Genomic DNA, 24,368 nt, shown 5'->3' with positions numbered 1-24,368 from the left:
TTTTAAAAGTTTAGCGGACTATTGGAAGAAAGATGAGTAAAATTCGCGTTGCTTTGGTAGAAGACCATGACCTGACAAGAGTCGGCATCCGCACAGCTTTACAACAGCGTGACACGATAGAAGTTGTCGGCGATGCGGCTAACGCTACAGAGGGATTGAAACTGCTTCAGTCTTCAAAACCTGACGTGGCAATTGTAGATATTGGCTTGCCGGATTTTGATGGCATTGAACTTACACAAAAATTCAAAAAATCCGTAGCGGAGTCCGATCCTGATACAAAAATTTTGATTCTGACTTTCCAGGACAATGAAGAAGAAGTTCTAGCAGCTTTTGCCGCTGGAGCTGACTCTTACTGCATGAAAGATATTAGCTTCGATCAGTTATTAGATGTAGTAAAAGTAACTCACGAAGGTAACTCTTGGATCGATCCGGCGATCGCCCGTATCGTTCTGAAACAAGCTCGCACTCAGGAGCCTGCGCCGGAAGAACCGAAGGCTGAGGGCAAAAGAGTCACAATTAAGGCTGCTGAACCTGAGTTTAGTCACATCATTGAGACTTACCCTTTAACGGAACGGGAATTAGAGGTTTTGGAACTGATCGTGCAGGGTTACAGCAATGCTGCAATCGCCGAAAAGCTGTACATTACTGTCGGTACAGTCAAGACTCACGTCCGCAATATTTTGAACAAGTTGTGTGCTGATGACCGCACTCAGGCTGCCGTTCTCGCCCTGCGTTCTGGCTTGGTTGGATGAAGCCTTATCATCAGGCAAAATCAAGTTAAAAGTAGGGTGCGCTAGGCGCACCTTACGACCACTGATTTAGGGTGTGCACTGCACACCGACTTACTAATTGTTTATTGTTAAAAAAAGCCAAACTTTAAGGCCGCATCTATCCCAGTACAGATATTTTATTTAAACTTTTGAGAAGTAAATCTATCTTGAGATAGATGATAAAAAGCTACCATATTACTAATACTTATTGTTGAGCGATCCCCAGTTAGATAAATTTCGCTCGCACTGCCAATATTGCGCGAGATCAATTCAGAAAAGGCGCAGGCAGAGGGAAGAATAACATACTTTTAGGAATACTTAAGCCTTAAAAAAATTATATCCGCAGAGCGATGCTGAGTTCGCTTAAAGTTGCGAAATTAAAAGTATCAACTGCTACTGAAATATTTTAGAAAGAGGTATTATGGCCGCCCCAATTGAATTCAAGTTATTTGCTCCCTATAACAAAGGAGCGGTCTTGATTGGCTCTTTTTCTAATTGGGAAGAGATTCCGATGGAAAAGGACGAAGAGGGTTATTTTCGCACGCGAGTTGAGTTGGAGGATGGCGTTTATCAATACAAATTTCGCGTTCAGTCGAAAAGCTGGTTTCTGGAAGCCGATCAGTGGGTAGATATAGTCGATCCCTACGCGACTGACATCGACGATCCTACTCAAAACGGCCTTGTTCGGATCAAAGATGGCGATCGCATTGTCGATACCTACGTGTGGAAACACGACGACAAACCGCTACCCGCCGATCGGGAATTAGTGATTTACGAAATGCACGTTGCTGACTTTTCCGGCGGCGAAGATGATCCCTTCGCCCGCGGCAAGTACAAGCACGTCGTCGAAAAACTCGATTACCTAGTCGAACTCGGCGTCAACGCGATCGAACTCATGCCCCTCAAAGAATACCCAGGCGACTACAGTTGGGGCTACAACCCCCGCTACTTCTTCGCTGCCGAGTCCAGCTACGGAACCACAGAAGAACTCAAAAACCTGATAGACGAGTGTCACGGGCGCGGCATTCGCGTCATCATCGACGGGATTTACAACCACTCGGAAGCATCGAGCCCCCTCACTCAAATCGATCACGATTATTGGTATCACCACGAACCCCGCGATCCAGACAACAATTGGGGCCCGGAATTTAACTACGAATTCTACGACGAAAACTTAGACACTTACCCGGCCCGCAGATTTGCTGGCGATACAGTCCGCTTCTGGATTCAAGAATATCATCTCGACGGCATTCGTTTCGACGCGGCGCGACAAATTGCTAACTACGATTTCATGCACTGGGTCGTTCAAGAAGCCAAAAGTGTCGCCGGCCCCAAACCATTTTATACCGTTGCCGAATACATTCCCGAAAATCCCAGCATCACGAATTTAGACGGGCCGATGGACGGCTGCTGGCACGACAGTTTCTATCACTCCATAATTCCACAACTCTGCGGGGACAATTTTGATTTAGAACGGCTCAAAGAGGTAATCGACTGCAAGCGACAAGGTTTCTTGGGTGCTACGAATGTAGTCAATTATTTGAGTAATCACGACCACGATCGCATTTTTGCCGAATTGGGCGAGCGCGGAATTTTGGATGAAGCAGCATTCAAGCGGGCGAAGTTGGGAACCGTGCTGTTAATGACAGCAGTTGGCGTGCCGCTGATTTGGATGGGCGAAGAATTTGGCGAATACAAAGCCAAAACAATTGAGCAATCTAAAATTGACTGGACGCTGCTAGGAAATGACATGAATAAAGGTTTGTGGGAATACTACAAAGGCTTGATTCACCTGCGTAAAAATAACCAGGCACTTTACACAGAAAACATCGACTTTTTCCACGAAGACCCCGACTCGAAAGTTTTTGCTTACACTCGCTGGAACGATGAAGGTTCGAGAGTTGTAGTAGTGGCGAATATGTCGGAAAATTATCTAGCAGGTTACAGCGTTCCCCACTTCCCGGCAAACGGAACTTGGCACGAATGGACAGGTAATTATGATATTGAATCTGGCGATGACAATATTATGATTGACTTGCCGGAATACGAAGCGAAAGTGTTTGTTTGGCAGTAAGCTGTCCTATCGATTCCGGCTGCACTCCTTATCATTGTTGACTGTTGACTGTTGACTGTTGACTGTTGACTGTTCACGGTGAGTCAACAGTCAACAATCACGGACGGTGCAACCGGAATTGATATTATTTCCCCGATTGATTTTGTAAGCACAATTGGGTTATAGCCGCCGCCGGTATGGGTTTGCTAAAGAAGTAACCCTGACCCATATCGCAGTGATGCGATCGCAAAAACGCCAACTGTTCTGCTGTTTCCACTCCCTCAGCAATCACCTGTAAATTCAGGCCCTGTCCCAAGGCGATCGCCAGTTTCACAATAGTAGCACCGCTGCTGCCAGTCACCAAATCGGCCACGAAAGATTTGTCTATTTTTAAATTATTGAGGGGAAAGTTTTTCAGAGACCACAGCGAAGAATAACCTGTGCCAAAATCGTCCAGAGCAATCTGAATTCCCATGTCCTGCAACTGCTGCAATACCGACACCGTAAAGCTCACATCTGTCATGGCAATGCTCTCAGTAATTTCTATTTCTAGATACTCGGGATTTAACTTGGTTTCGGATAAAATTTCAGCGATGAGTTGTACCGTGTGAGGTTGCAGAAACTGGCGGGCTGATAAATTCACCGCTATCCGCATCGGCGGCAATCCCTGTAACTGCCACGCTCGATTTTGCAAGCAAGCAGTCCGCATCACCCATTCGTCAATCGGGCAGATTAATCCTGTTTCCTCAGCTAAGGGAATAAATCGATCGGGAGAAATCAAACCGCGTTCGGGATGCTCCCAGCGAATCAGAGCTTCCAGGCCCACTATTTTGCCAGTCTTTAAGTTTATTTGCGGCTGATAGTGCAGCACAAACTCAGAATTTTTTAGAGCTTTGTAAAGATTATTTTCTAAGTTAAGATCCTCGGAGACTTTACTGCCGATCGCCTGTGTGTAAAACTGATAATTATTGCGACCTTTCTGTTTAGCTTTGTACATCGCAGCATCAGCATTTTTCAGCAAGGTTTCTGCATCTTCTCCGTCGTAAGGAGCCAAAGCAATTCCCAAGCTAGCCTTAATATAAAGTTCCAGACCCTCAAAATCAAAAGGACTGCTTAAACTCTGGATAATTAGCTGGCAAATTTTAGTTGCTTCCTCTGGGCTGTTGATATTGTACAGCAGTACAGTAAATTCATCTCCGCCCCAACGAGCCATCGAATCCCCCACGCGCAAACAGTTAGTCAAACGCCGAGAAACACTTTGCAGCAACAAATCGCCCACTGGGTGACCGAGAGTATCGTTAACATTTTTAAATCTGTCCAAATCTAGAAAGATTACCGCCAGCATTTCTCCCTTTTGGTGAGCGCTAGCTAAAGCTAAAGACAGCCTTTCATTAAACAGTAATCTATTAGGTAAACCCGTTAATGGATCGTGAGAAGCTTGATGTCGGATCATCGCCTCGACGCGCCTCTGCATTGCAGCCATGTACAGGTGAGTTCCTAAAGATTGTGCTAGCTTTTGTTCCTCGCTGGTCCACTTTTGAGCTTCGCCTGTTTTGATTTCTTTCCAAGCTGCAAAGGACTGTCGGGGACGATCGTGCCGCGCGTCCGAACTGCAACGGCCCGCCCACAAAATTTCGGTTTGTATAGGGCTGCGAAAAACGGTGAGACAGCCGATGCACTGTTGGCGATATTGCAGCGGTACTGCCAAAAATGAGCGAATGGAAGCTGCGACTAAATTGGCAGATACAGATTTGAGTTGAGGTTCTTTAGAAATATCGGAAATTGCGTACAAGTGCGGTACGATCAAACTGGAAATATTGCTGTCAATTGAACTGTAATGCTGGGAATAGAGATTTTCAAAAATACCTAATTGGCTTGTATGATTAGCAGTTTGTGATGGATCGTCTTGGTTTGCCCTCCCCATGATCTGCTGCCAAAATGGGCTGAGTTCAAGGTCGATGTCCGCGGGCTGCTGGCCACAGGTATAAAGCAAAGCAGGCCGATCGCCAAACTCGGCTGCAATGTAGAGTCGCCCTCCTGAACCACGCAAATGCTTGACAGTTTGTTCGAGAACTGCTTTCCGAATTTCGTTGATTTCCAGAGGAGAATGCAGCAAACTGGTAATTTGGTTGATAACGGCTTCGTCACGCGCTTGCTGTCGAGCTTGGCTCAGCAGAAAAGATTGGGCGATCGCAATTGAAAGTTGATCCACAAGCAACTGCACCATTTTCAATTCTCGATCGCTAAACCGTTTCGGTTGGCTGTGGTGAGACACCAACAGTCCCCAAAGCTGATTTTGATGCACAATCGGCACTGTCAGAGAAGAACGTGCCCCCATAGCCTTCAGATATTCAGCGTGACAGGGGTCTACAGGACGATAGCTAATATCTTCAACTGCTAAAGTTTTGCCGGTTTCGGGACAATCTAACCGATTAATTGTTTGATGCTTCAATTCCACATCTACAATCACTCGCTGCCGCGCTTTGAGAAACATTTCCCGAGCACTCTGGGGAATGTCGCCTGGTGGAAAGCGCAAACCCAACATAGAGGGCAAATTGTCGCCGTTGATGGACTCAGCAATGACCTCACCGCTACCGTCGGCCTCAAAGCGATAAACTTTTACTCGATCGCTCTCTAAAAAGCTGCGGATTTCTCGCGCAGTTGTCGTCAAAATCTCTTGCAGTTCTAAAGAGTTGCGGATGCGATTGGTAATTCGATTGAGTAAAATCTCTTGTTTTAAAGTCGATCGTGACATTTGTCTAACTTTGGTGCGGGTCATGCCTTTTGATCTCCCGGGCTGTTGACAGCATTTTTAGGAGCCACAGTCTTAACTTGCCCTGTATTATACATTACAACACTTTCGCGGCGTCTAGCGGCTTGACCCAACCCAAGAGCGAGAAACTCGGTGCTGGGGATATTTCGGGTTTTTCGACAAATTTCGGTGATAAACCGGGTTTTTCACAGCACTTACAAGGCAAGGAAAGAGCGATCTGACAAGTAGTGAGGACGAAAGTCCGATCGAGTTGGATCGGGACTTTCGTCCTCACTACAAAGCCCTTGCAGAGTTACAAGCCAAGAGGTATAGAGAAACCGGGTTGACCAACCAGTATTCTGCCCTCTGGAGGGAGAATACTGGTTGGTCAACCCGGCGGGTAAGTATTTATACCTTAAAAGGTCTCATTAAGCCGACTCCCAAATTCCCCGAATTCTGTCCGGCAAAAAGCCAGCTATTTCCTGAATTCGCTCCTCGGACAGCTCATCCTTCGTTGCCGAAAATACAGCCGCGATCGCAGTTTCCGGTTTTACTCCTGAAGGAAGTGCGCCTTCTAGTTCCACCCTCCGTGCAAACAAATTGCCATCGATCCCCGCAGGTGCAGGCGGGCCGGTCAAAGGCTGACGTATCCGGCTCAGCAATCCCACCAGCGGATTGGTATCTTTCCAGAGGTCTGCTATTTCTTGTTGCAGGGTTTTGTCATCCGTAGGCAAAACTTCTTTGTGCAATTCAGATTCCACGTGCTCGATGGCGTCTTTTGTCATCACGTCGCGCATGACCCGGTACACTACTTCGGTAATGTCGCGGGCATCAAAAATATCCTCCAAGTGACCGTTTACCATCACTTTTTCCAAAAACGGCATATCCTTTGAAGCGATAGGAACTGCCGATCCTTCGTGGTGGAGCGAGTTCGGAGGATTCGTCTCCATTTTGTGTAACAGTTTGCGACCTTTTTCTGTTAACTCAGCTTCTTGAAATGCCACTAAAGGCGGCACTAACTCAGCTCCTCCATAAGGCTCGCCACTAAACTGAGCTTTGATAAATTCTCTTTGATTGAGGTAGTCCAAATGACCGAGCAATTCCGCTTCCGCCACCGGGTGACCGACATATTCTTCCGCTGCCTTCCTAATTTCCGACTCTCCCCTGCCGTTGCCGCTGTCAATCTTTTTGAGCAAAATGTAAGTCAGGTCGTCTCTGATTGGAATTGTCATTAAAACCTCCTAGGTTAATATCCGGTAAAGCTCATGTAAAAACTGATTTTTTTACTGGCTTAAATTGTGATGATTACTACTTAAAAACATTGAAGTATAAAGTAGAGTAATCAAGTATCTCTCAGCAGGTGGAAGTTAGGAAAATTAAGTATCGGTTAGAATCTTCCTTTAGGTAGATCTCTGTAGGGGAACCCATGTTTAATGTGGTTAATATCCTAAGAAGCTGTCGCCACTATTGCATGCTATTAAGTGAGGATGCTTTATTGGTAAGATTTTTCGTATTTATTGCGTGGGTATTTTTACCAAGGCTGACGCACCAAGAGGGCGTCAGTTGGTAATTGGCGCTGGGAGAGGTAGAATTAAGCAGATGCTATGCGGTTAATCAACTGCGGTCGTTTTGCCTGCAGCTTGTAGCGATATTGTATCGGATTAGACCAAAAACTGGTCATCGGATAGCTACCAATACGAGCCAATCTGTTTCAAGTGCCGCAGCGCCACTTGAAGAATGCCTCGGAGACAACTTTTTTGATCGTTTCGCTCGGCATTTATGAACTACCCTCATTGGAACAATAAATTGGAATCCTCGTCTTTCACTAGCGCTCAACCCCCGGTTGAGAATCGTCCTTTAGTGTTGGCTGTAGACGACAATCCGGACAACTTAGAGCTGCTGACACAAATACTCGATTTATTCGGCTGCGAGTGCGTGGGAGCAGTTGACGGGTACGCAGCTCTGGCAGCAGCAGTCGCTCGACAGCCCGACCTAATAGTCCTCGACATTTGCCTGCCGGATATAGACGGTATGGAAGTAGTAAAGCGCGCCCAACAAAACCCCGATATCAGACATATTCCGATTGTTGCTGTCACAGCACTAGCAAAACCAGAAGACCGCGCTCGAATTCTCGAAGCAGGCTGCGTGGAATACCTTTCCAAACCTTTTAACATCAAAGATTTAGAAACAGTTATCCGCCAGCATCTCAACTCTCAAATGGTTTTGGTTGAGTTTTAGATTTATAATTAGAATCACGAACTTGAGGTGCAGAGTCCAAAATTGCGATCGTTCCAGTGCGACCTGTCTCCAAGGTCGCATCGCGGAGCAAATCAGTGACCCCCACGCCCAAAACCTTTTGGATTAATTCTTTCAGTGGCAATTCCAGAACAGATTCTAATTGTGTTCGCACCTGCAAAGCCAACTCTTCCTGACCGTTATCAGCCAGCAGTTTTTCGGGTTGAGTAAGCCCATTTTCGACAACTATTATCAATTTGTTATCCAAAAGATTGCAGAGCGCCTGACTCGTTGGGTGTCCGAGTTGAGAGCGGTACAAAGCTTGAATTCCCTGCGAAAGAGTCCGTTCTAATTTCCCCCGAGTAGGTTCTAAGGTTTCCCCTGTCATATTTTTTATTGAAACCATGATAGATAAAAAAGACAGTTAACAGTTAGTAGTTAAGTTAACTGTTAACTGCTAACAGCTAACTATTAGAAATAACCGTCGCGTTAGCCGACAGTAACTTCATTAGTTTCCACCCCAGTTGCGCCCTTAACACCTTTAGCAATTGTCACCAACTTGTTGACAATTTCCTGACTGGGAACTGTACCTTTGAGAACCACCGTAGTCCCAAGTTGAGCCACATAAACAGTCTCAATATCCGCAACATCTGGATTTGCATCGAAAGCCTGAGCCACCCGTTTAGCTAAGCCACTTTGATCGTATTCTCCATTCAAGCCCATGCGTTCCGGCGGGATTGTCTGAGCGCTCGCAGCAGGTTGAGCTTGAGATTGAGCTTGAGCTACAGGTGCTTGGTAAGCAGGAGCGTCAACAGTTTCTTGATTTTCTAGTTTTTCTAAACCAAACAATCTTTTTAACCAGCCCATAGAGTTTGTCCTCCGACAAAGTTTGTGTTAATTGACGTGTTAATTCACGGTTGGCAAGTCGCCCTGTAATTGTTATTCTCAATACCAGGAATTACGATCGCACTCTTGGATGCAGAAACCGAGTTTTTTTACAAAAAAGTATCGTTACAGCCATCCACCTAGGTAGAAAAACCCGGTTTGTTGAGTTTGGTGCGCCCGTCCTAAATACAATTTACTGTTGTACAACTCCGCCGCTCATCTGCCTGGAGACATAATTCTCCGGCTCTCAAACAAATACTTGCGCTGACCATTCCGGCAAATCAAACTTAAATCCTTCTTCCTCAACTTCTACTATTTTGTTAGACATCCACTCGTGCCAAGTTCCCGCCGCCGGAAACTTAGGAATGCAGTAACCCGATAGATAAGTATCCGAAAAATTAGCGACAACTACTACTCGCGTTCCCTCATCGCTCCAGCGGTAATAAGCCAGCACTTGGGCTTCTGCATTTTCGTGGATGAATTCAATATTTTCGGTATAAAGTGCCGGCAAATGTTGCCGCAGCCGAATCATGTGTTTGTAGTATTCCAATAACTCATGATTGGGCTGATTTTTCAACAAAGACCATTGCAGCTTATTCGGCTGGTTGGGAGTTTGCCCAGTGGATTGTCCAAACTCTTCGCCCATCCACAGCATCGGTATTCCTACGGCTGTCACTAACAAAACCGCTCCCAATTTAGCGCGTTTAAAAGCAGCTTCTCGATCCATATCCCGAAAACGGCCTTCTGCGAGCAAGTGGTCACGGTCGTGACTGGCTAAATAATTGATCACATTAGTTGTGTTTTGATAGCCTTGTTGTTTGGGTTCTAGAACTTCCTTGAGCTTTTCGATATCGAAAGTCTTCCCCGCCAGATTTTCTATGGCAAAAATGCGAAAACTTTCGTGCCAGCACCCGTCCATCGGCCCGTCTGCAGCGACGAGTTCGGGAAGTTCGGGAATGTGTTCTGCTATGTTGTAAAATGGCTTGTTACCGGCGGTTTTTTTCGCTTCGCGAGTTATCCAGTGTAGGAAATCTCGATTGTCCAACTGCCGCACTGCATCGTAGCGAATGCCGTCGATATGATATTCTTGAATCCAGAAATTAACGACATCGCCGATGAATTTCCAAGCGGGACGAATGTCGAGTTTTGGGTCGAAGTTTTCGTAGTTAAACTCCGGGCCCCAGTAGTTAGCAGGATCTTCGGGATAGTGTTTGTCGCGGTAGTACCAATAATTGCGATCGATTAGCAATAAGGGACATTCTTCATCGCAGTGGTTGTAAATGCCGTCCAGAATCACCCGAATGCCGCGTCCGTGGCACTCGTCAATCAATTGCTTTAAATCTGCGGTTGCGCCGTAACTGGACTCTACGGCAAAGAAATCGCGGACTTTGTAGCCCCAGCTATAATCGCCCGGATATTCATTAACTGGCATTAGTTCGATCGCATTTATCCCCAAATCGCACAGATAATCTAATTTCTCCCTCACCTGCTGGAATTTACTGCAACTGTCGGAACCATCCGGCCCGGAAAAATCAGCAACGTGCAGTTCGTAAACAACTAATTCTTCATTATTGGGGAGTTCTTGGTCGTCGTGCTGCCAAACATAGGTATCAATAACTCGCGGGCCTGCTTTGATGCGAACTGTACTTGTATTAGTAGTGCGGTCAATTTCAGTCGCGTAGGGGTCATTGACTTCTACCCATTCGTCCGGTTCAAAACATGGACTTTGCGACTGAACTCGGAATTTGTATTGATAAATACCGTCTTCTAACTTAATCTTAGTGCGGAAATAACCTTTGTCATCTTTTTCTAAGGGAATTTCTGCCCATTGGGAAAAGGAGCCGATCACTGTAGCTGCTTTGTTGTTGGGAGCGAAGAGTTTGAATTCAATTGCAGCGGCCATGAATACTTTGTTTTCAGAACTTATGAGTGTGATTAGTATTGATTTTTACAATTTGGTAAATCTGTCGCCATCGTTCTTAAGAGTTAAACCTGTAACTCTTATGTTGTAAGGTACTTGGGGGCGCAACCGGAAGATTTAGTAGTGCGAACCCTAGCGATTGAGTAAGGTGCGCCCCTAGGCACCCGGAAACCAGATTTTAATCAAAAATGTAGTTAAAGTAACTAAAAATTATTAAGTGCTATTTATGAAAAATAGTCCGGGCTGTTTTGAGTTCGTAGTCGGAAACCCTAGATTTTCCGTTGGTAGCGAACTTGCCTTAGAGCCTTGAACCCTTATTCTACGGTTGGCTATCAAAAACTGTCCCAAGTATTGTATGAAAAATAATTTAACTTTTGATAACTAAATAAATCGTGGTGAACATTTAAGATTTGTAACTAAAGAAACATTTTTTAGCAGACAGGAATAATACCGTAGAAAGATGTCATATTATGCGGAAAGAGCGAGGATGAGCGTGTAATTATAAGGCAAGGGAAACCAGAAACATGAATCATTTATTCAACTGGGTTTTCCTGGGACTTTAAGCCAAGTTTGAGCCGAGAATAGCAATGATTATTTTTGCTTATGTCTTGGTAGCACTTGTTTTATAGTTTTTGACTGGTAAACTTTGTAGAACCTTTCATCAGCTTTAACGACTGCTGCTACCTCAGTAATTGGTAATTGGTGAAAATCTCATGCGTCCCTGTTACCCGTTAGATATTCCGAGCAGTGGCTCTAAGGCTCTAAAAGTTTAATGTGGGATGTTGGCGAATTACCGTTACTGTAAAACTCTGGAGTGTTAAAAATGCTAAAACAAATGTGTTGGTTGCCCAGACTCGGAGGCAATGGAGAAAAGATATTGCACTTGCGTACCGATGCCCGTCAGGCGTGGCGGCCTTATACAGCTTTTCCGCAGTTTGCTGTATCCGACTACCGGGAACCGGGCGGTTCTAAGGGATGGGCAACTTATCAGAAGCTGAGAGTTCAAGGGTGGAATTTAATATCGACTGAAGAAGGGCAGCAGTCGATTTTTGGCGAACAGAAAAGTGCTTAAAAAATCTTAAACCGCACCAATAAAAGAAGAGGTAAAATCCTCTTCTTTTTATTAGTTGGGAAGACAGAAACTGGGTTTTCAACCATCCTAGTTGGTAGAATGGGTAAGGTGTGCAGTGCTCACCTTACATAATTTTAAGATGTTTGCCAGTTTCAAGTAAATTAGGCGATCGCCGTTTCTCTCTCTGCTGTAGTTGCTACGTTATGGAGTACCGGCTGGCGAGTTTTCAAGTTAAACCGGTATCCGTGGGGGAGTATGTGCAACTTGGCGCCGCAAATCGCCAAAGCCTCATCCTTCAACAGTCCATCTACATTGTCGTGGAGTTTTTCCGACTCGTCGATGACAGTTACAGCGCTTTCGCCAATGACTTCCAACTCGTCACCGTGGACTAAAATAGCTGTATTTTCGTCAATACCAAATCCCAACACGGCCGGTTGCAGCAAGAGTGCGGAAACTAAGCGTCCCAGACGACCTCGCTGGGCGAAATGCTGGTCGATGACAACTCCTGGAAGGAAACCCATTCCGGGGCCCATTGCTACCACATCAACGCGGGGATTTGTCTCCGAGTCTCCTTCAATAATCATCATGTCTGGCATCATGGCCGCGCCGGCACTGGTGCCCCCAATGATAATCCCTTCAGAGAAGCGTTTGTGCATAGCTGCGTCAAGTTTTGTGTCTTTCAAGCAGCTAATAATCCGCGCTTGATCTCCGCCGGTAAAGAATATGCCGGTCGCTTGTTCGATCGCTTCTAAATAATCTGGATCGCTGGCATCTTCGGGTCTCTGGGTGTCAACAACTCGCACATCTTCAGCGCCAAGTCGCTCAAACACTCGGATGTAATTATCTCCTACTTCTCCCGGTAGGCTTGTTGCAGCCGTCATTACTACAATGCGGGCTTTAGTGCCTCCGGCGCAGCGCAAGAATTCCCGCAGAATTTTGCAGTCCCCCTCTTTGTCTTCCGCGCCACCAATAATTAGCAACTTCCCCTGAACTTCGTTGCTCGCCATAATATCTCCACTGTTAATTTATTTAATTTCACTAAAACACAAACTTCTTTTTTCGGAAAACGGCCCAAAGGTATATATAGATACCAAAAAAAATTCATACTCCTACGCCTGTAGGATGCACACAGCTCAAGCGTTCGGGTTGTTTTTTACTCTTGCTCCGGGCTGTAACGATGGTTTTGTAAACAGTCCTGGAGGGACTAGACTAAAGAAGCCGGGAACAGGAACGAAAATTCTACGTTTGAAGGGAAAAATTTAACTCAGAAACCCCGGTTTTTGAGAGAGCTTTTGCGTCCGCGACTGGTAAAAAAAACCGGTTTCTGCGTCTAGGACTATCTACTTAACTCATCCTCGATGATCGACACAAAAAACTTACCCCCCCTAACAGGAGATAGGAGGGGTCAAGAAATGAGCTTAAATTACAGGGCTGACGCGCGCGGGGCGATCAATCCGGTTTCTGACCAGATTCTTCGCTAATCCTCCTCTGATTGCTCGTAGAAATCGGGTTGATGAGCGTCAGTCCTCAATTAGTCCGATCGCCCGTTAGTGCGATCGCTCGATCAAATTGCTCAATATGGTACTCGCCCGTTCTAAAGGCAGGTGTCTGGGTTTGCCATTCCAGACAATCTGATATTCGTTGCTGTTTTGACCATCGCCGTAGCCAGAAATTAGCTTCCGGTGAAAGGCTTCCTCAGCTAAGTGGTGAACTTTGTCCCTGAGAGCAGTTTGTGCGATTTTCATAATTTGCTGCCTCTTAAATTTTCTTTCACTGTCATAAACAATTATAAGTACAGAGTGTACCTCTCAAAAGTTATAGCTTTTTTTGGGAGGGGGGAAAGAAGTAGTCATTAGTCATAAGTGCTTAGTTATCAATGCTTAGTTATCAATGCTTAGTCATCAATACTTAGTCAGATGTTGAAGGAAGAAGGAATATTTTCCCACTCTCACCCTCTCCCCCTCTACCCATCTCCCCTACTCTCCCGCTCCCCTTTCGGGCCATACCGAAGCCAGAATTGGTCGGAGTATTTATCTCACTGCTGGAATATCTATGCCCGCAGGTAGTATCCCATGCACCGACTATAAAGTTACCGTAAAAAATTAGCTAAAAGGAGGTTAAAAAATGCTGCAAGAAAAAAGCACCGAAACAGCCCGCGTCAATGCTCGAAAAACCGATGTTTTTGATGTTTTCAACTTCAAACACTATATGGGGCCTAACCCTTACTTAGGGACAGCGGCTTTAGTTTTCGATTTGGCACTGACGGGCGCGAGCGAACCTTTGCCGATCGCACATTACCAGGAAATTATTGGCGATCGCTACCCGCAAATCCTGCACGAAACTTTCTCGAACCACGCCCAACTGTTCGGCCGTACCGCCTCAGAAGTAGCCAAACTCGACATGGGTTTGCACTTCCAACACTGGAACATCAAGCCGTTTTCTCAGTTTAACAGAATTAGCATAGAAGCAGTTCACGCCCGCAGCGCGCGAGCCGTAGTTTACGCTGTTTGGGATTGGTTTGAAGCTATCAATCAAAATCAAGATTTTCCCTTTGATGCACAAATAGATGTGCTGCAAAATATGTTCCGGCAGTCAGTTTACGGAGGTCCGACAGTTTATTCGTTAATGCGAGCGGCATCCCAAAAAGGCATTCCCGTATTTTATTTGTGGGATGAAGGATTGATGCAATACGGTTACGGCAAAAAACTCGTGCGCGGCTCTGCAACTACTTTTGATTCTGACAGCCATTTAGACTCAGATTTTACCACGCGCAAAGACGATTGTAAAGCTTTTCTCGCTACATTAGGATTTCCTGTTCCCAAAGGCGATATCGTCTCCACAGAAAGCGGAGCTCTGGCAGTTGCTAAAGACATTGGCTACCCAGTTGCTATCAAACCAGTAGTCGGTCATAAAGGAATTGGCGTAACAGCAGATGTCCGAGATGGTGAGGAATTGCAGGCGGCTTTTAAAAGAGCTGTTAAGGCAATTCCCGAAACAGAACCAGTGCGAATAATTGTGGAAAACAGCATCAAAGGATCGGATTTTAGGATGTTGTGCGTTGACGGCAAATTTGTTTCGGCAACTGAACGCCGACCCGCTTGGGTAACAGGTGATGGCGACTCAACAATTCGCGAATTGATCCGTCGTGAAAACCGCAAATCCCAACGTCTGGATACGCCAACTTCGGCCCTGAGCAAAATTCAGTCCGACGAAGCGATGGAAATGTATCTGGCAGAACAAGGGCTGTCATTGGATAGTGTCCTAGAGCGCGATCGCATTGTGTATCTCCGCAAAGTCGCAAATCTTTCCGCAGGCGGAGTCAGCATCGACGCTACCCGCAATATTCACCCGGATAACATTGTTTTGGCTCAAGATATCGCCCTACATTTTCGGTTAGCTTGTTTGGGAGTTGATGTGGTAACAGAAACTCTCGCCAAATCTTGGAAAACAGGCAATTTTGGGATTCTCGAAATCAATGCCGCGCCGGGAATTTTTATGCACCTCAACCCGGCTGTCGGCGAAGGTGTTGATGTGCCTTCGCATATTATCGAAACTTTCTTTGACTCGGGCAAATCCGCCAGAATTCCGATTATTACTTTCAACCGAATTTCGGTGCACGATCTGCAAGAAACAATCGACCACATTCTGTTGCAGCATCCCGATTGGACAATCGGTGCTGTTTGTCGCGGTGGACTTTTTGTCAACCGTTCTGAGAAAGTCTTGAATAAGAATTACAATCTTAACGTGCAAAGTTTGCTGCGGAATCCCAAGCTCGATTTGTTAATTGCTGAATATCCCGGAAATGTTTTGGAAGCTGAGGGAATGTTTTATCAGGGAAGCAATATGGTGGTGCTGGACAATCCGGGGGAAACTGAGATGATGTTGGTCAGAGAAAGCACTGATGACGATACTGTTGTGATGAGGGAAGGAAATAGTATTTCTATTCGTCGGCAAGGGTTGATCGAACAGTATACTCTGGGGGATGATGAACCGTTTACACGGGTTTATTTGAAGGAAATAGGGACGGTTTTGTAAGCTGTTCCACATTTAAGTTAGCTGTGTAGGGCGGGTATTCAGTACCCGCCCCACCAGATCAAGGCTTTTTCTCGTTCCCAGGTTCTTCCGGGGCAGGAACTTGGGAGCGCCCAGATGGGTACTGGCTTCGTTACACTTAGTTACAATTGGTGGCAATCTCTCAGTCGTGGATGCACTATTGCTAAGAAACCCGGTTTCTCCCCAGATTTCTCGTTACCACACCAAGATTTTCGTAGAAATTGGGTTTCTTACGGTAAGTTCTATTTCTGCGATCGTAAGTTTTTAAACAATTTAGTTTCTGGGCTGTCCTTCGTGCTATCAAGGAATTTTACAAGTCTTTAAAAAATAGCACTCCGGTGGCAGAAGGTCTGGAAATATGAATGTTGCGAGCAATTGGTTTAATTCGCTGACCGAAAGTTTACTGTCGCACCGTCGTTACATTCCTGCAGCGCTGACTCTTTGCACCGGTACGAGTTTGTCATTGGCAGCCGCAGCCGTAGTGTGGCATTCGGAAAACCACCGAATGCAAGCTGAATTTCATCAGCAAGCCGATCGCCTGAATGTGGCATTGCAGCAAAGCATCAACAAAAATTTAGAATTTCTGTACTCACTTGAAGCATTCTACAGGGCATCTACTGAAGTTACCAGAGAAGATTTTAAGCACTTCGCTCAACCTGCACTTGCCCGAAATGCTGCTATACATTCTGTTAACTGGATTCGGCGCGTACCTGCTGCCCAAAAAGCAGCTTACGAACGGAGAGTTCGAGGCGAAGGCTTTCCGGCATTTCAAATTTACGAGCGAACTCCTGACAAAAAGCAGGTCAAAGCAAAAGTGCGATCGGAATACTTTCCCATTATTTACAGAGAAGCATTAGAAGAAGATAACAAAGTGATCGGTTTTGATGTTGCCTCCAGCCCCGATCGCAAAGCAGCTTTAGAGAAATCGGTGAATACCGGGAAAATAGCGGCTTCCGCGCGGATTAGATTAGTCAGCAACAATCAACCGGGATTGCAAGTATTTCTGCCAGTACCCCGCCGCACAACTTCTGGTGATAACTCGGTTAACGGCCGCCAAAACCTCATGGGAGTTATTGCGGGTCTGTTTCAGATCACGAGTATGGTCGATTCCTCTTTAGAATCGCTAAATTTAGACAAGATTAATTTTTACCTCTATGACAACTCTGCTATAGAGAAAGAAGGCTTTCTGGTACGCTACGACTCACAAGCTAAGCAGTTGATAGATAACCCAAAACACGAAAAGCCAGAGTTAGCTAATGTGCGGGGAAAAATCTGTCAAAATCCTAGTGCTTGCACTCGCTTATTTAACGTAGCAGACCGCCAGTGGAGGCTGCTAGTTTTGCCTGGGAAGGGGTACAACAGTATGAGGACGCATCAGGGTTCGCTGGCAATTTGTGCGATCGGGCTATTGATGACTGGCAGCTTGACGATTTACCTGTTGATGTCTCTAGAACGTACTGCAAAAGTAGAACAGCAAGTGTACGATCGCACAATTCAACTAAAACAGCGCACCGCTGAACTAGAAACTGCACTAAAAAATTTGCAGGAAGCTCAATTTAAACTAATCCAAACTGAAAAAATGTCCAGCTTGGGGCAGTTGGTGGCTGGAGTTGCCCACGAAATTAACAATCCTGTGAACTTCATCTCTGGCAACCTGATCCATACAGGCGCATATACTCGAGACTTGCTGGAACTTGTGGAAATATACCAGCAGCAATATCCGAACCCAACGCCCGAAGTGCAAGCAAAACTAAAAGATATTGATTTGGAGTTTATCACTGAAGACTTGCCTAAAATCCTACAATCTATGAATATGGGAGCTCAACGGATCAGCCAGATCGTGCTTTCTCTGCGGAATTTTTCGCGCTTGGATGAAGCTGAAATGAAGTCAGTTGACATTCACCAAGGCATTGACAGCACCTTGATGATTTTGGATAGTCGGCTGAAACCAAAAGCTGATTTTTTGGGCATTAAACTCATCAAAGAATACGGAAATTTGCCATTAGTAGAGTGCTGGCCGGGGCAATTAAATCAGGTTTTTATGAATATTTTGAGCAATGCAATTGATGTTTTATATGATGCAACCAATCAAAACAAGCTCGACAACAACGCCTCGAATTCTGCATTTTTACCTACTATTCGGATTCGCACTGAACTTTTAAGTTCTAATTGTGTATGCGTGCGAATCGCTGACAATGGAACGGGCATGACGGAAAATGTCAAAAAGCGTTTGTTTGATCCGTTTTTTACTACCAAGCCTGTAGGCAAAGGTACTGGATTGGGATTGTCGATCTGCTATCAAATAGTGGACAAACATCAAGGTTCGCTCAGGTGCGTATCGGCTCCGGGAGAGGGAACTGAATTCTGGATTGAGGTGCCGGTGCGGCAACAGTCTAAGCAATCTGTTTCTAAGGTTTCACCTGCGATAGGCGCCAGTTGGAATTAGCGGAACAAATCTCGCTTTTAGCTGAGTCTTGATGGGAGCATCTCAATGAAAGCAGCCAAGCTAGAAATTGGAGTTTGGAGGCTCTCTTGCTGTGAGGCAGGAGGAAAGAGTCAGACGAAAGGAGCCAGAAGAAGTGTTTTTACAAATATGAGATGCTCCCTAATTCCTATTTATAAAAGGTGAACTATCTGCACTTTACTTGGGAAAGTTTCGGATTTCGCACTCTACTTTCAACAGTCTACTGTTAACTGTTAACTGTCAACTGTCAACGGTTATAGTTATTAACAAGCGCGTACTAATTTCCAGTGGAATATTGCCGAAAGCAAATATCTGGGGTTTTACCCGTCGTAACAATTTATAATTGTAGCAAGACCAGATTACCAATTATTAACTACGATGTCTTTACAATCTATTAGCATTCCGCCCACAACGGATCGCAAACCTGTCGCTTTGATTGTCGCTTTGCATGGATGGGGTGCTAATGCTCGGGATTTAACTTCCTTAGCACCCTTTTTCAATTTGCCGGATTATCAGTTTGTATTTCCCGATGCCCCCTTTCCCCATCCCCAGGTAACGAGTGGCAAAGCGTGGTATAACCTTCAAAGCAAAGACGCTCAGGGATTGGTAGAAAGCCGGCAATTGCTGAGGGAATTTTTGCTGTCTTTGGAAAGCAGCACGGGCGTGCCTTTGTCTCGCACGATTTTAGGTGGCTTTTCTCAAGGCGGAGCGATGACTCTAGATGTGGGATTGACTTTGCCCCTAGCTGGTTTAATTTGTCTGAGCGGTTATTTACACCAGATTTCACCAGTTGCGGGGAGTGTTTTGCCACCTGTTTTAATCGTACACGGTACTCAAGATACTATTGTGCCTGTTAGTGCTGCTGTGCGATCGCGCGAGAGTTTGACGGCTTGGGGAGCTGCGGTGCAGTATCGAGAATTTAACATGGGACACGAGATTCTGCCGGAAGTTATAGAGGTAATGCGAAGTTTTGTTGTACAAACTGTGTCGAAATCTGATTAAAGGTTTAGTATATAGTATGGCGGAAGTCTCGGGCAGGGGAAAAAAATGAAAACTTTAACCAAAGCATCGCGCGATATAGCTGTACTTACTTCTCAGGACGTGGCAGAATTGGCTGTCCGTTTGGAAGTTGACGATTATACAGATCCTTTTGAGGGATTGAATGATTGGCATTTGTTGCGATCGCTTGCCTTTCAGCGGCCTGAGCTAGTTGAACCTTATCTCCACCTTCTGGATATGGAAGCCTACGACGAAGCATAGACTGAAAAATCTAGCTCAAAAATTTTCGACGGAATTGAGGAAGAAGTTAGCAGCATATTTTGTTGCGGATTAAACAGATGAATTAGGAATTTTAGCCTGTTTTTATCTTAATTTCTTTCTTGATTCTTTTTTATGGCTGAAGGAAGAAGGAAGAAGGAAGAAGGAAGAAGGAAGAAAGAATGAGGAAGAAGGAAGAAGGAAGAAAGAATGAGGAGATGCGATCGGGCAATTCTCCGCACTGGTTTCAGGAATTCATCAAGTTCTCATAACCTCGAAGGTTGCTGTATTACCAAAAATCATGAAGGGCAGACGAATTTTAATCGGGGTTAGCGGTGGGATTGCGGCTTATAAAGTTTGCGAAGTAGTTTCAACTTTAGCGAAAGCTGGAGCGGAAGTTAAAGCTATTCTTACTGATGCGGCCGGGGAGTTTGTCACGCCTTTGACTTTTGCTACTCTCTGCCGCCATCCTGCTTTTACTGACAAAGATTTTTGGCAAGCAAGTCACGGGCGCCCCCTGCATATTCAACTGGGAGAATGGGCGGAAGTTTTTGTTATTGCTCCCCTGACAGCTAATACTTTGGCTAAGTTGGCGGGGGGTTTTGCTGATAATTTGTTGACTAATACAGTCTTAGCTTCTAATTGCCCAATTTTGCTGGCACCGGCGATGAATACGGATATGTGGGAACAGCCCGCGGTGCAGCGGAATTGGCGGGAAGTGTTGACTTATCGGCGCTATCATGCTGCGAATCCGGGGGCGGGAATGCTGGCGTGCGATCGCGCGGGTGTCGGCCGCATGGCAGAACCTTATGAGATTTTGCCTCATATTGAATCGCTGTTGTATGCGAAGGGCGATCGAGATTTGGCGGGCCTTCGGGTGTTGATCAGTGCAGGAGGAACGCGGGAACACCTCGATCCGGTGCGGTTTATCGGCAATCCTTCCAGTGGCAAAATGGGTATAGCTTTGGCGCAAGCTGCACAGCACCGCGGCGCTACAGTGACGCTGGTACACAGTATAACTGGCGAGTTGCCGCTCTCAGGTGTGCGGGCGATCGCAGTAGCGAGTGCAGAAGAAATGCGGCAGGCGATGCTGCAATGCTTTCACGATGCGGATTTGACGGTGATGGCTGCGGCGGTAGCGGATGTGAAGCCGGCCGAGTACAGTCGTGAAAAATTGGCGAAGCGATCGCTCCCGGATTGTTTGCCTTTGGCACCGGTAGCGGATATTGTGGCAGAGTTGGGAAAATTGAAACAGTCGCATCAAAAATTAATCGGGTTTGCAGCACAAACTGGGGATATTGTCAAGCCTGCTTTGGAGAAATTGCGGGCGAAGAAACTGGATGTAATTGCCGCAAACCCGATCGATCAAATAGGTGCCGGTTTCGGCAGCAATACCAATCAAGCAATATTAATTAATGCCGCCGGCAAGCAAGTAGAAATAGCACCTTGCAGCAAGCTAGAAATGGCTCACCGATTGTTAGATTTTGTGAGGGAAGGGTGAGGGCGCGATTTACTCATTAACTGGGATTAATTACTACTGGTTCGGGCGATAATTCTGATTCCCCAAAATCCGTTGATTCCGAGTCAGGGGGTAACTCAATATCTGCGACAGTAATTTCTAGTTTAAATCCTAACGCTTCGAGCAATTCTACAAAGCTGTAAATTTCCGAACCGCCACTTTCGGTCAACATCTTGTCAAGCTTTTCCCATTGAATTTGAGCTGACTCTGATAAATTGTTGAACTTTAGCCGAGAATCTACAACATCTTTGAGTACCATTTGGAGCAATTTAGGTTCATCGCTGGCTTCTGTCAATGTCACCTCGATATAACCTGCTGCTTCTTGGGCATTTCTCAGAGATTCGATCAGAAATTCTTGGTAACTCCTACTCGTTGGTGCTTTCACGTCTTTCATAGTCTCTCCAATATTGAATAGCTTTGCCAATATCTCGCTCTTGAGTGCTCTTATCTCCACCTATTAGCAGAAGTACAATTGTCAGCCCGACTTGTCCAAAGTAAAGCCGATATCCAGGGCCAAAGTCAATTTTGAGTTCAAAAACTCCTTCTCCGACGGACTTACAATCTCCTAGATTACCAGTCATGACTCGCTTAAGCCTTAACCGAATCCTATTTTTTCCTGTGGTATCCCGGAGCGAGTTATACCAATCTTCAAAAGGACTTGTCCCATCTGCTCTCAGATAGTTGCGAATTTCCCTGGGTTGTACTTCCATGATTTTATCGTACTTGATTAACAATTTGTATAATAGGGCGATCGACAGTCCATTCAACAAGCAAATCATACTTAAGACAGAGGCATTCGAGCGACCAAATAGTAAACCTTGTTTGAGGGAACAAAGTTTAAATCAAACAGGGGATTGTGAATGAATTTTAAATCGATCGCAAAAACCAATCTACTATTCGGCAGCCTGATAATTAGCCTCGGATTGCAAGCACTTCCAGCAGCAGCGCAAGCAGTCACCGACGCGCAAGTTTCCGCCCTCGTAGAAGCGCTGCGACAAGCCGCCCCGCCACAAACCGCAAATGACGGAATGTACAGTCAGTGGCAAGTTTTACCGAACAATATTTCCCGCTGGGCAAAATTCTGTACCAAACAAGATTTAACACCGCAACAATTTGAGGCCGACGCGACAAAAGCCAAATCAATTGTTACCTGTATCGTGGGCGATTTGCTGCGCGACGAATACAAAGCTAGCAGCAACAATGAAACAGCCGCTGTACGCCGCGCCGCTTGCTGGTGGATGACTGGGGAATCGGCAGCTTGCAAAAGTGGTGCAACTGCTACTTATGCCGATAAAGTGGTCAACGTTTACCAGCAGCAGCGGGCTAAAAAGTAAGGTTTTTGCTGCGGGATTTAGATTTTTTTACCGCTGATGCACGCGGATTAACGCAGATGAATTGCGCGGGGTTTCATTCCCCGCCAATTCATCTTCTTTTAAAGTAACTTTTAGTCTAAATCCTAGCGCATCCAAATACAATTTCTGCGTTCAGGACTAGCCGAATTTCCCTCGGTTATACTTCCCTGATTTTTGTGAAATATACATATTAGCCTGTGCAGGTTTGACTCTGCGACTGAATTACCCATTTTCTGCCTGGCTTCTCATCAACTTTTGCACGCTAGCTAAAGCCCGATTTAATTCATAATTTTTTCTTTCTGAATTCTGCAAAAAAGCCTGCTGTTCTTCTTCAATCATTAACACATCCTGTCGCACCAAACCATCTAATAACTTTTGAGCCGCGCCGAAACAACTATCTTTGATAAACCTGCGAAACCAAACAGGCAGTTTGTGCAGCCGCCAAAACGCATTTAATGAGGTAAAGTGAATTAAATAAGCACGAGTTGCTGTCTCGCTGACCGGACAAACCAAGCAGTAAATCTTAAAGTCGCTTCCCAAAGTTGAAACCCAGTGCGGGTAAACATAACTCACCTCCAGCGGTTCCGGGTGCAGTCGGCGCAGAGATTTAAAAAATAACTGAGAAATTGACCAAATTTTATCTATTTTGTAATAACTTTGCGCCTGATAGCGAGCAGTTACTTGATGCTCGTTTTCTTCTAAAGTATCTAACACCGGATTTGCCCAAGCTTGCCAATCATCGTGCAAGTGCCCGTGGTACATATCCATCAAGTTTTCAATTAAGAATGAATAGTGCGCCTGACAGTCGATGACTGAAACAGTAGCAATATAATTGAGATGTTCCCACTCTGGCAAATCCAGTAAATGAGTTTTTTCTGCTTGCGTTTCGTCGCCGGGAAACAGCCAGATAAAACCGTTTTTTTCCTTGACGGGATAGGAGCGAATTTTGCAGTTAGGTAGCTTTTGATTTTCGGCTAAATAATCGACTTCGGCGCATTCTCCCCTTGCATTTAACCGCCATCCGTGGTAAGCACATTCGATTAAATCGCCTTTAACTTGACCGTGGCTGAGTTTAACTTGTCGGTGCGGACATCTATCTTCTAAAGCGTTGATTTTGCCTGCACTGTCGCGGAAAAGTACGATCGCCCGATTCCAGATTTTCGCAGCGACGGGCTGAGTTTGCACCTCGGTGCTGCGGGCGATCGCATACCAGCGATCGAGATTAATGCCCAACTGCCGGATGTGAGTTTTTTGTCCCCTTGCAGCTACCGATTTTATCGCGTTGTTTTGCATTACAAATGTTCCCAAATTACGCCCATAAAACAACCCAATTTTACAAAATAACAGCCCGGAAAGCAACGACCGTAAATTTTTCTAAATTTCCGTTCTGACAAATACCTATCGCTAGCTAAATGCTTCAACCACCCTGGGGACAATCGAAATTTTAATAATCTTAAAGCATTGCGAAATCCGTAGGTGGAACAGTCGGGTCTAAAATCTCTCGCTGCACCTAATATGTAGCCTATTGTAGCAGGTGTTTCGACCTCCGAAATATTATCTAAAAAGACGATTTTTCCGTGCGGATTTAACAATTTTTTAATTGCATGGAGGGCGGCGGGGAGGTTGGGCAGGTGGTGAAAAGTAGCAGCACTAACTATTAAATCAAATTGGCGATCGAGCGCTAATTGACTGGCATCCATTTGGATGTATTCGATATTGGGGGCTGAGCGTTTTTGACGGGCTATATCTAGCATTTTTGCTGACAAATCAACGGCGACTACATGATCGTAATACTGGGCTAATTCAAAAGCAAGAATTCCCGAACCGCAGCCAATATCTAATGCTGCACCTTTGCTGGCCGATAGGTTGTTAGTAAAGAAATCGTTCTGGTTTTGCAAGGTGGCAGCAAAATCGTATTCTGTTGCAAAAGCATCAAACGTTACAGATTTATTGCGAATTTTGCAGTTACTATTCAGCATCTATTATTGCTTTATACTCATTCAATAATATTTTAACCGCATATCCACCCCGCTTA

Annotated in this window: 21 protein-coding genes; 10 read left to right on the top strand and 11 right to left on the bottom strand. The window is 45.4% G+C overall.

Going from position 1 to position 24,368, the window contains the following annotated elements; translation table 11 throughout:
- The first annotated feature begins 32 nt into the window (after positions 1-32).
- Positions 33-752, top strand: coding sequence for a response regulator (locus NDI35_RS17215; protein WP_333057024.1), 720 nt, complete (start codon positions 33-35; stop codon positions 750-752).
- A gap of 439 nt (positions 753-1,191) precedes the next feature.
- Positions 1,192-2,844, top strand: a complete 1,653-nt coding sequence (locus NDI35_RS17210; protein WP_445313802.1) for an alpha-amylase family glycosyl hydrolase — start codon at positions 1,192-1,194, stop codon at positions 2,842-2,844.
- A gap of 124 nt (positions 2,845-2,968) precedes the next feature.
- Here the strand turns inward: NDI35_RS17210 and NDI35_RS17205 are convergent, their stop codons facing one another.
- Together NDI35_RS17205 and NDI35_RS17200 are read right to left on the bottom strand one after the other, a co-directional pair.
- The gene (locus tag NDI35_RS17205; RefSeq protein ID WP_445313801.1) at positions 2,969-5,578 is read right to left on the bottom strand and encodes an EAL domain-containing protein; all 2,610 of its coding nucleotides are present in this window, start codon (positions 5,576-5,578) and stop codon (positions 2,969-2,971) included.
- Between the two features lie 425 nt (positions 5,579-6,003).
- On the bottom strand, positions 6,004-6,807 hold the full coding sequence (locus NDI35_RS17200) for a DUF2267 domain-containing protein (protein ID WP_445313800.1): 804 nt from the start codon (positions 6,805-6,807) through the stop codon (positions 6,004-6,006).
- Positions 6,808-7,354: 547 nt separating this feature from the next.
- Here NDI35_RS17200 and NDI35_RS17195 point away from each other — a divergent pair.
- Positions 7,355-7,813: a response regulator gene (locus tag NDI35_RS17195; RefSeq protein ID WP_445313799.1), complete on the top strand. Its 459-nt coding sequence runs from the start codon at positions 7,355-7,357 to the stop codon at positions 7,811-7,813.
- Here NDI35_RS17195 and NDI35_RS17190 read toward each other — a convergent pair.
- The 3 genes from NDI35_RS17190 to NDI35_RS17180 all read right to left on the bottom strand — a co-directional run bounded on the left by NDI35_RS17190 (position 7,782) and on the right by NDI35_RS17180 (position 10,598).
- Positions 7,782-8,216: a Na-translocating system protein MpsC family protein gene (locus NDI35_RS17190; RefSeq protein ID WP_445313798.1), complete on the bottom strand. Its 435-nt coding sequence runs from the start codon at positions 8,214-8,216 to the stop codon at positions 7,782-7,784. The genes NDI35_RS17195 and NDI35_RS17190 overlap by 32 nt on opposite strands.
- Positions 8,217-8,299: 83 nt before the next feature.
- Positions 8,300-8,677 carry a BON domain-containing protein gene (locus NDI35_RS17185; RefSeq protein ID WP_445313797.1) on the bottom strand — a complete coding sequence of 126 codons (378 nt, stop codon included), beginning with the start codon at positions 8,675-8,677 and terminating at the stop codon, positions 8,300-8,302.
- A 265-nt stretch (positions 8,678-8,942) separates the two neighbouring features.
- Positions 8,943-10,598, bottom strand: a complete 1,656-nt coding sequence (locus NDI35_RS17180) for an alpha-amylase family glycosyl hydrolase (protein WP_445313796.1) — start codon at positions 10,596-10,598, stop codon at positions 8,943-8,945.
- Between the two features lie 841 nt (positions 10,599-11,439).
- On the opposite strand from NDI35_RS17180, the gene NDI35_RS17175 reads away from it, so the two are divergent.
- Positions 11,440-11,688, top strand: coding sequence for a hypothetical protein (locus NDI35_RS17175; RefSeq protein WP_333064000.1), 249 nt, complete (start codon positions 11,440-11,442; stop codon positions 11,686-11,688).
- Between the two features lie 161 nt (positions 11,689-11,849).
- Here the strand turns inward: NDI35_RS17175 and NDI35_RS17170 are convergent, their stop codons facing one another.
- Complete coding sequence (locus tag NDI35_RS17170) at positions 11,850-12,695, bottom strand: cyanophycinase (RefSeq protein WP_445313795.1); 846 nt, start codon at positions 12,693-12,695, stop codon at positions 11,850-11,852.
- 540 nt (positions 12,696-13,235) lie between these two features.
- Positions 13,236-13,433 (bottom strand): hypothetical protein, encoded by a 198-nt coding sequence (locus NDI35_RS17165; RefSeq protein ID WP_006632734.1) that lies wholly within the window; start codon positions 13,431-13,433, stop codon positions 13,236-13,238.
- Positions 13,434-13,812: 379 nt separating this feature from the next.
- On the opposite strand from NDI35_RS17165, the gene NDI35_RS17160 reads away from it, so the two are divergent.
- The 5 genes from NDI35_RS17160 (at position 13,813) to coaBC (ending at position 20,963) form a co-directional block, all read left to right on the top strand.
- On the top strand, positions 13,813-15,723 hold the full coding sequence (locus tag NDI35_RS17160) for an ATP-binding protein (protein ID WP_445313794.1): 1,911 nt from the start codon (positions 13,813-13,815) through the stop codon (positions 15,721-15,723).
- A gap of 376 nt (positions 15,724-16,099) precedes the next feature.
- Positions 16,100-18,187 carry a CHASE domain-containing protein gene (locus NDI35_RS17155; RefSeq protein WP_445313793.1) on the top strand — a complete coding sequence of 696 codons (2,088 nt, stop codon included), beginning with the start codon at positions 16,100-16,102 and terminating at the stop codon, positions 18,185-18,187.
- Between the two features lie 396 nt (positions 18,188-18,583).
- Positions 18,584-19,207, top strand: a complete 624-nt coding sequence (locus NDI35_RS17150; RefSeq protein WP_445313792.1) for an alpha/beta hydrolase — start codon at positions 18,584-18,586, stop codon at positions 19,205-19,207.
- A gap of 45 nt (positions 19,208-19,252) precedes the next feature.
- Entirely contained in the window at positions 19,253-19,465 is a 213-nt protein-coding gene (gene isiD, locus NDI35_RS17145; protein ID WP_006632739.1) for a protein IsiD, read from the top strand.
- A 298-nt stretch (positions 19,466-19,763) separates the two neighbouring features.
- On the top strand, positions 19,764-20,963 hold the full coding sequence (coaBC, locus tag NDI35_RS17140; protein WP_445313791.1) for a bifunctional phosphopantothenoylcysteine decarboxylase/phosphopantothenate--cysteine ligase CoaBC: 1,200 nt from the start codon (positions 19,764-19,766) through the stop codon (positions 20,961-20,963).
- A 16-nt stretch (positions 20,964-20,979) separates the two neighbouring features.
- Here coaBC and NDI35_RS17135 read toward each other — a convergent pair whose 3' ends face one another.
- Positions 20,980-21,375: a helix-turn-helix domain-containing transcriptional regulator gene (locus tag NDI35_RS17135; RefSeq protein ID WP_445313790.1), complete on the bottom strand. Its 396-nt coding sequence runs from the start codon at positions 21,373-21,375 to the stop codon at positions 20,980-20,982.
- Positions 21,347-21,691, bottom strand: coding sequence for a type II toxin-antitoxin system RelE/ParE family toxin (locus NDI35_RS17130; RefSeq protein WP_445313789.1), 345 nt, complete (start codon positions 21,689-21,691; stop codon positions 21,347-21,349). Before NDI35_RS17130 ends, NDI35_RS17135 begins: the two co-directional genes overlap by 29 nt.
- A gap of 150 nt (positions 21,692-21,841) precedes the next feature.
- On the opposite strand from NDI35_RS17130, the gene NDI35_RS17125 reads away from it, so the two are divergent.
- A complete protein-coding gene (locus NDI35_RS17125) occupies positions 21,842-22,315 on the top strand; it encodes a hypothetical protein (protein WP_445313788.1) in 474 nt (157 codons plus the stop codon).
- 240 nt (positions 22,316-22,555) lie between these two features.
- On the opposite strand, the gene NDI35_RS17120 is transcribed toward NDI35_RS17125, so the two are convergent.
- Positions 22,556-23,626 carry an aromatic ring-hydroxylating dioxygenase subunit alpha gene (locus NDI35_RS17120; RefSeq protein WP_445313787.1) on the bottom strand — a complete coding sequence of 357 codons (1,071 nt, stop codon included), beginning with the start codon at positions 23,624-23,626 and terminating at the stop codon, positions 22,556-22,558.
- Positions 23,626-24,312 (bottom strand): class I SAM-dependent methyltransferase, encoded by a 687-nt coding sequence (locus tag NDI35_RS17115; RefSeq protein ID WP_445313786.1) that lies wholly within the window; start codon positions 24,310-24,312, stop codon positions 23,626-23,628. Before NDI35_RS17115 ends, NDI35_RS17120 begins: the two co-directional genes overlap by 1 nt.
- Positions 24,313-24,368 lie beyond the last annotated feature (56 nt).

It is taken from the genome of Microcoleus vaginatus FACHB-2002 (assembly GCF_040004035.1).
Lineage (GTDB): Bacteria > Cyanobacteriota > Cyanobacteriia > Cyanobacteriales > Microcoleaceae > Microcoleus > Microcoleus vaginatus_C.
The sequence above is the reverse complement of the archived record's forward strand: the minus strand, read 5'-3'. Positions and strand labels throughout refer to the sequence as shown.

Excerpts from the sequence above, each read along its gene's own strand:
- NDI35_RS17215 (WP_333057024.1), top strand. The coding sequence starts at position 33 with ATGAGTAAAATTCGCGTTGCTTTGGTAGAAGACCATGACCTGACAAGA.
- NDI35_RS17210 (WP_445313802.1), top strand. The coding sequence starts at position 1,192 with ATGGCCGCCCCAATTGAATTCAAGTTATTTGCTCCCTATAACAAAGGA.
- NDI35_RS17205 (WP_445313801.1), bottom strand. The coding sequence starts at position 5,578 with ATGTCACGATCGACTTTAAAACAAGAGATTTTACTCAATCGAATTACC.
- NDI35_RS17200 (WP_445313800.1), bottom strand. The coding sequence starts at position 6,807 with ATGACAATTCCAATCAGAGACGACCTGACTTACATTTTGCTCAAAAAG.
- NDI35_RS17195 (WP_445313799.1), top strand. The coding sequence starts at position 7,355 with ATGAACTACCCTCATTGGAACAATAAATTGGAATCCTCGTCTTTCACT.
- NDI35_RS17190 (WP_445313798.1), bottom strand. The coding sequence starts at position 8,216 with ATGGTTTCAATAAAAAATATGACAGGGGAAACCTTAGAACCTACTCGG.
- NDI35_RS17185 (WP_445313797.1), bottom strand. The coding sequence starts at position 8,677 with ATGGGCTGGTTAAAAAGATTGTTTGGTTTAGAAAAACTAGAAAATCAA.
- NDI35_RS17180 (WP_445313796.1), bottom strand. The coding sequence starts at position 10,598 with ATGGCCGCTGCAATTGAATTCAAACTCTTCGCTCCCAACAACAAAGCA.
- NDI35_RS17175 (WP_333064000.1), top strand. The coding sequence starts at position 11,440 with ATGCTAAAACAAATGTGTTGGTTGCCCAGACTCGGAGGCAATGGAGAA.
- NDI35_RS17170 (WP_445313795.1), bottom strand. The coding sequence starts at position 12,695 with ATGGCGAGCAACGAAGTTCAGGGGAAGTTGCTAATTATTGGTGGCGCG.
- NDI35_RS17165 (WP_006632734.1), bottom strand. The coding sequence starts at position 13,433 with ATGAAAATCGCACAAACTGCTCTCAGGGACAAAGTTCACCACTTAGCT.
- NDI35_RS17160 (WP_445313794.1), top strand. The coding sequence starts at position 13,813 with ATGCTGCAAGAAAAAAGCACCGAAACAGCCCGCGTCAATGCTCGAAAA.
- NDI35_RS17155 (WP_445313793.1), top strand. The coding sequence starts at position 16,100 with ATGAATGTTGCGAGCAATTGGTTTAATTCGCTGACCGAAAGTTTACTG.
- NDI35_RS17150 (WP_445313792.1), top strand. The coding sequence starts at position 18,584 with ATGTCTTTACAATCTATTAGCATTCCGCCCACAACGGATCGCAAACCT.
- isiD (WP_006632739.1), top strand. The coding sequence starts at position 19,253 with ATGAAAACTTTAACCAAAGCATCGCGCGATATAGCTGTACTTACTTCT.
- coaBC (WP_445313791.1), top strand. The coding sequence starts at position 19,764 with ATGAAGGGCAGACGAATTTTAATCGGGGTTAGCGGTGGGATTGCGGCT.
- NDI35_RS17135 (WP_445313790.1), bottom strand. The coding sequence starts at position 21,375 with ATGAAAGACGTGAAAGCACCAACGAGTAGGAGTTACCAAGAATTTCTG.
- NDI35_RS17130 (WP_445313789.1), bottom strand. The coding sequence starts at position 21,691 with ATGGAAGTACAACCCAGGGAAATTCGCAACTATCTGAGAGCAGATGGG.
- NDI35_RS17125 (WP_445313788.1), top strand. The coding sequence starts at position 21,842 with ATGAATTTTAAATCGATCGCAAAAACCAATCTACTATTCGGCAGCCTG.
- NDI35_RS17120 (WP_445313787.1), bottom strand. The coding sequence starts at position 23,626 with ATGCAAAACAACGCGATAAAATCGGTAGCTGCAAGGGGACAAAAAACT.
- NDI35_RS17115 (WP_445313786.1), bottom strand. The coding sequence starts at position 24,312 with ATGCTGAATAGTAACTGCAAAATTCGCAATAAATCTGTAACGTTTGAT.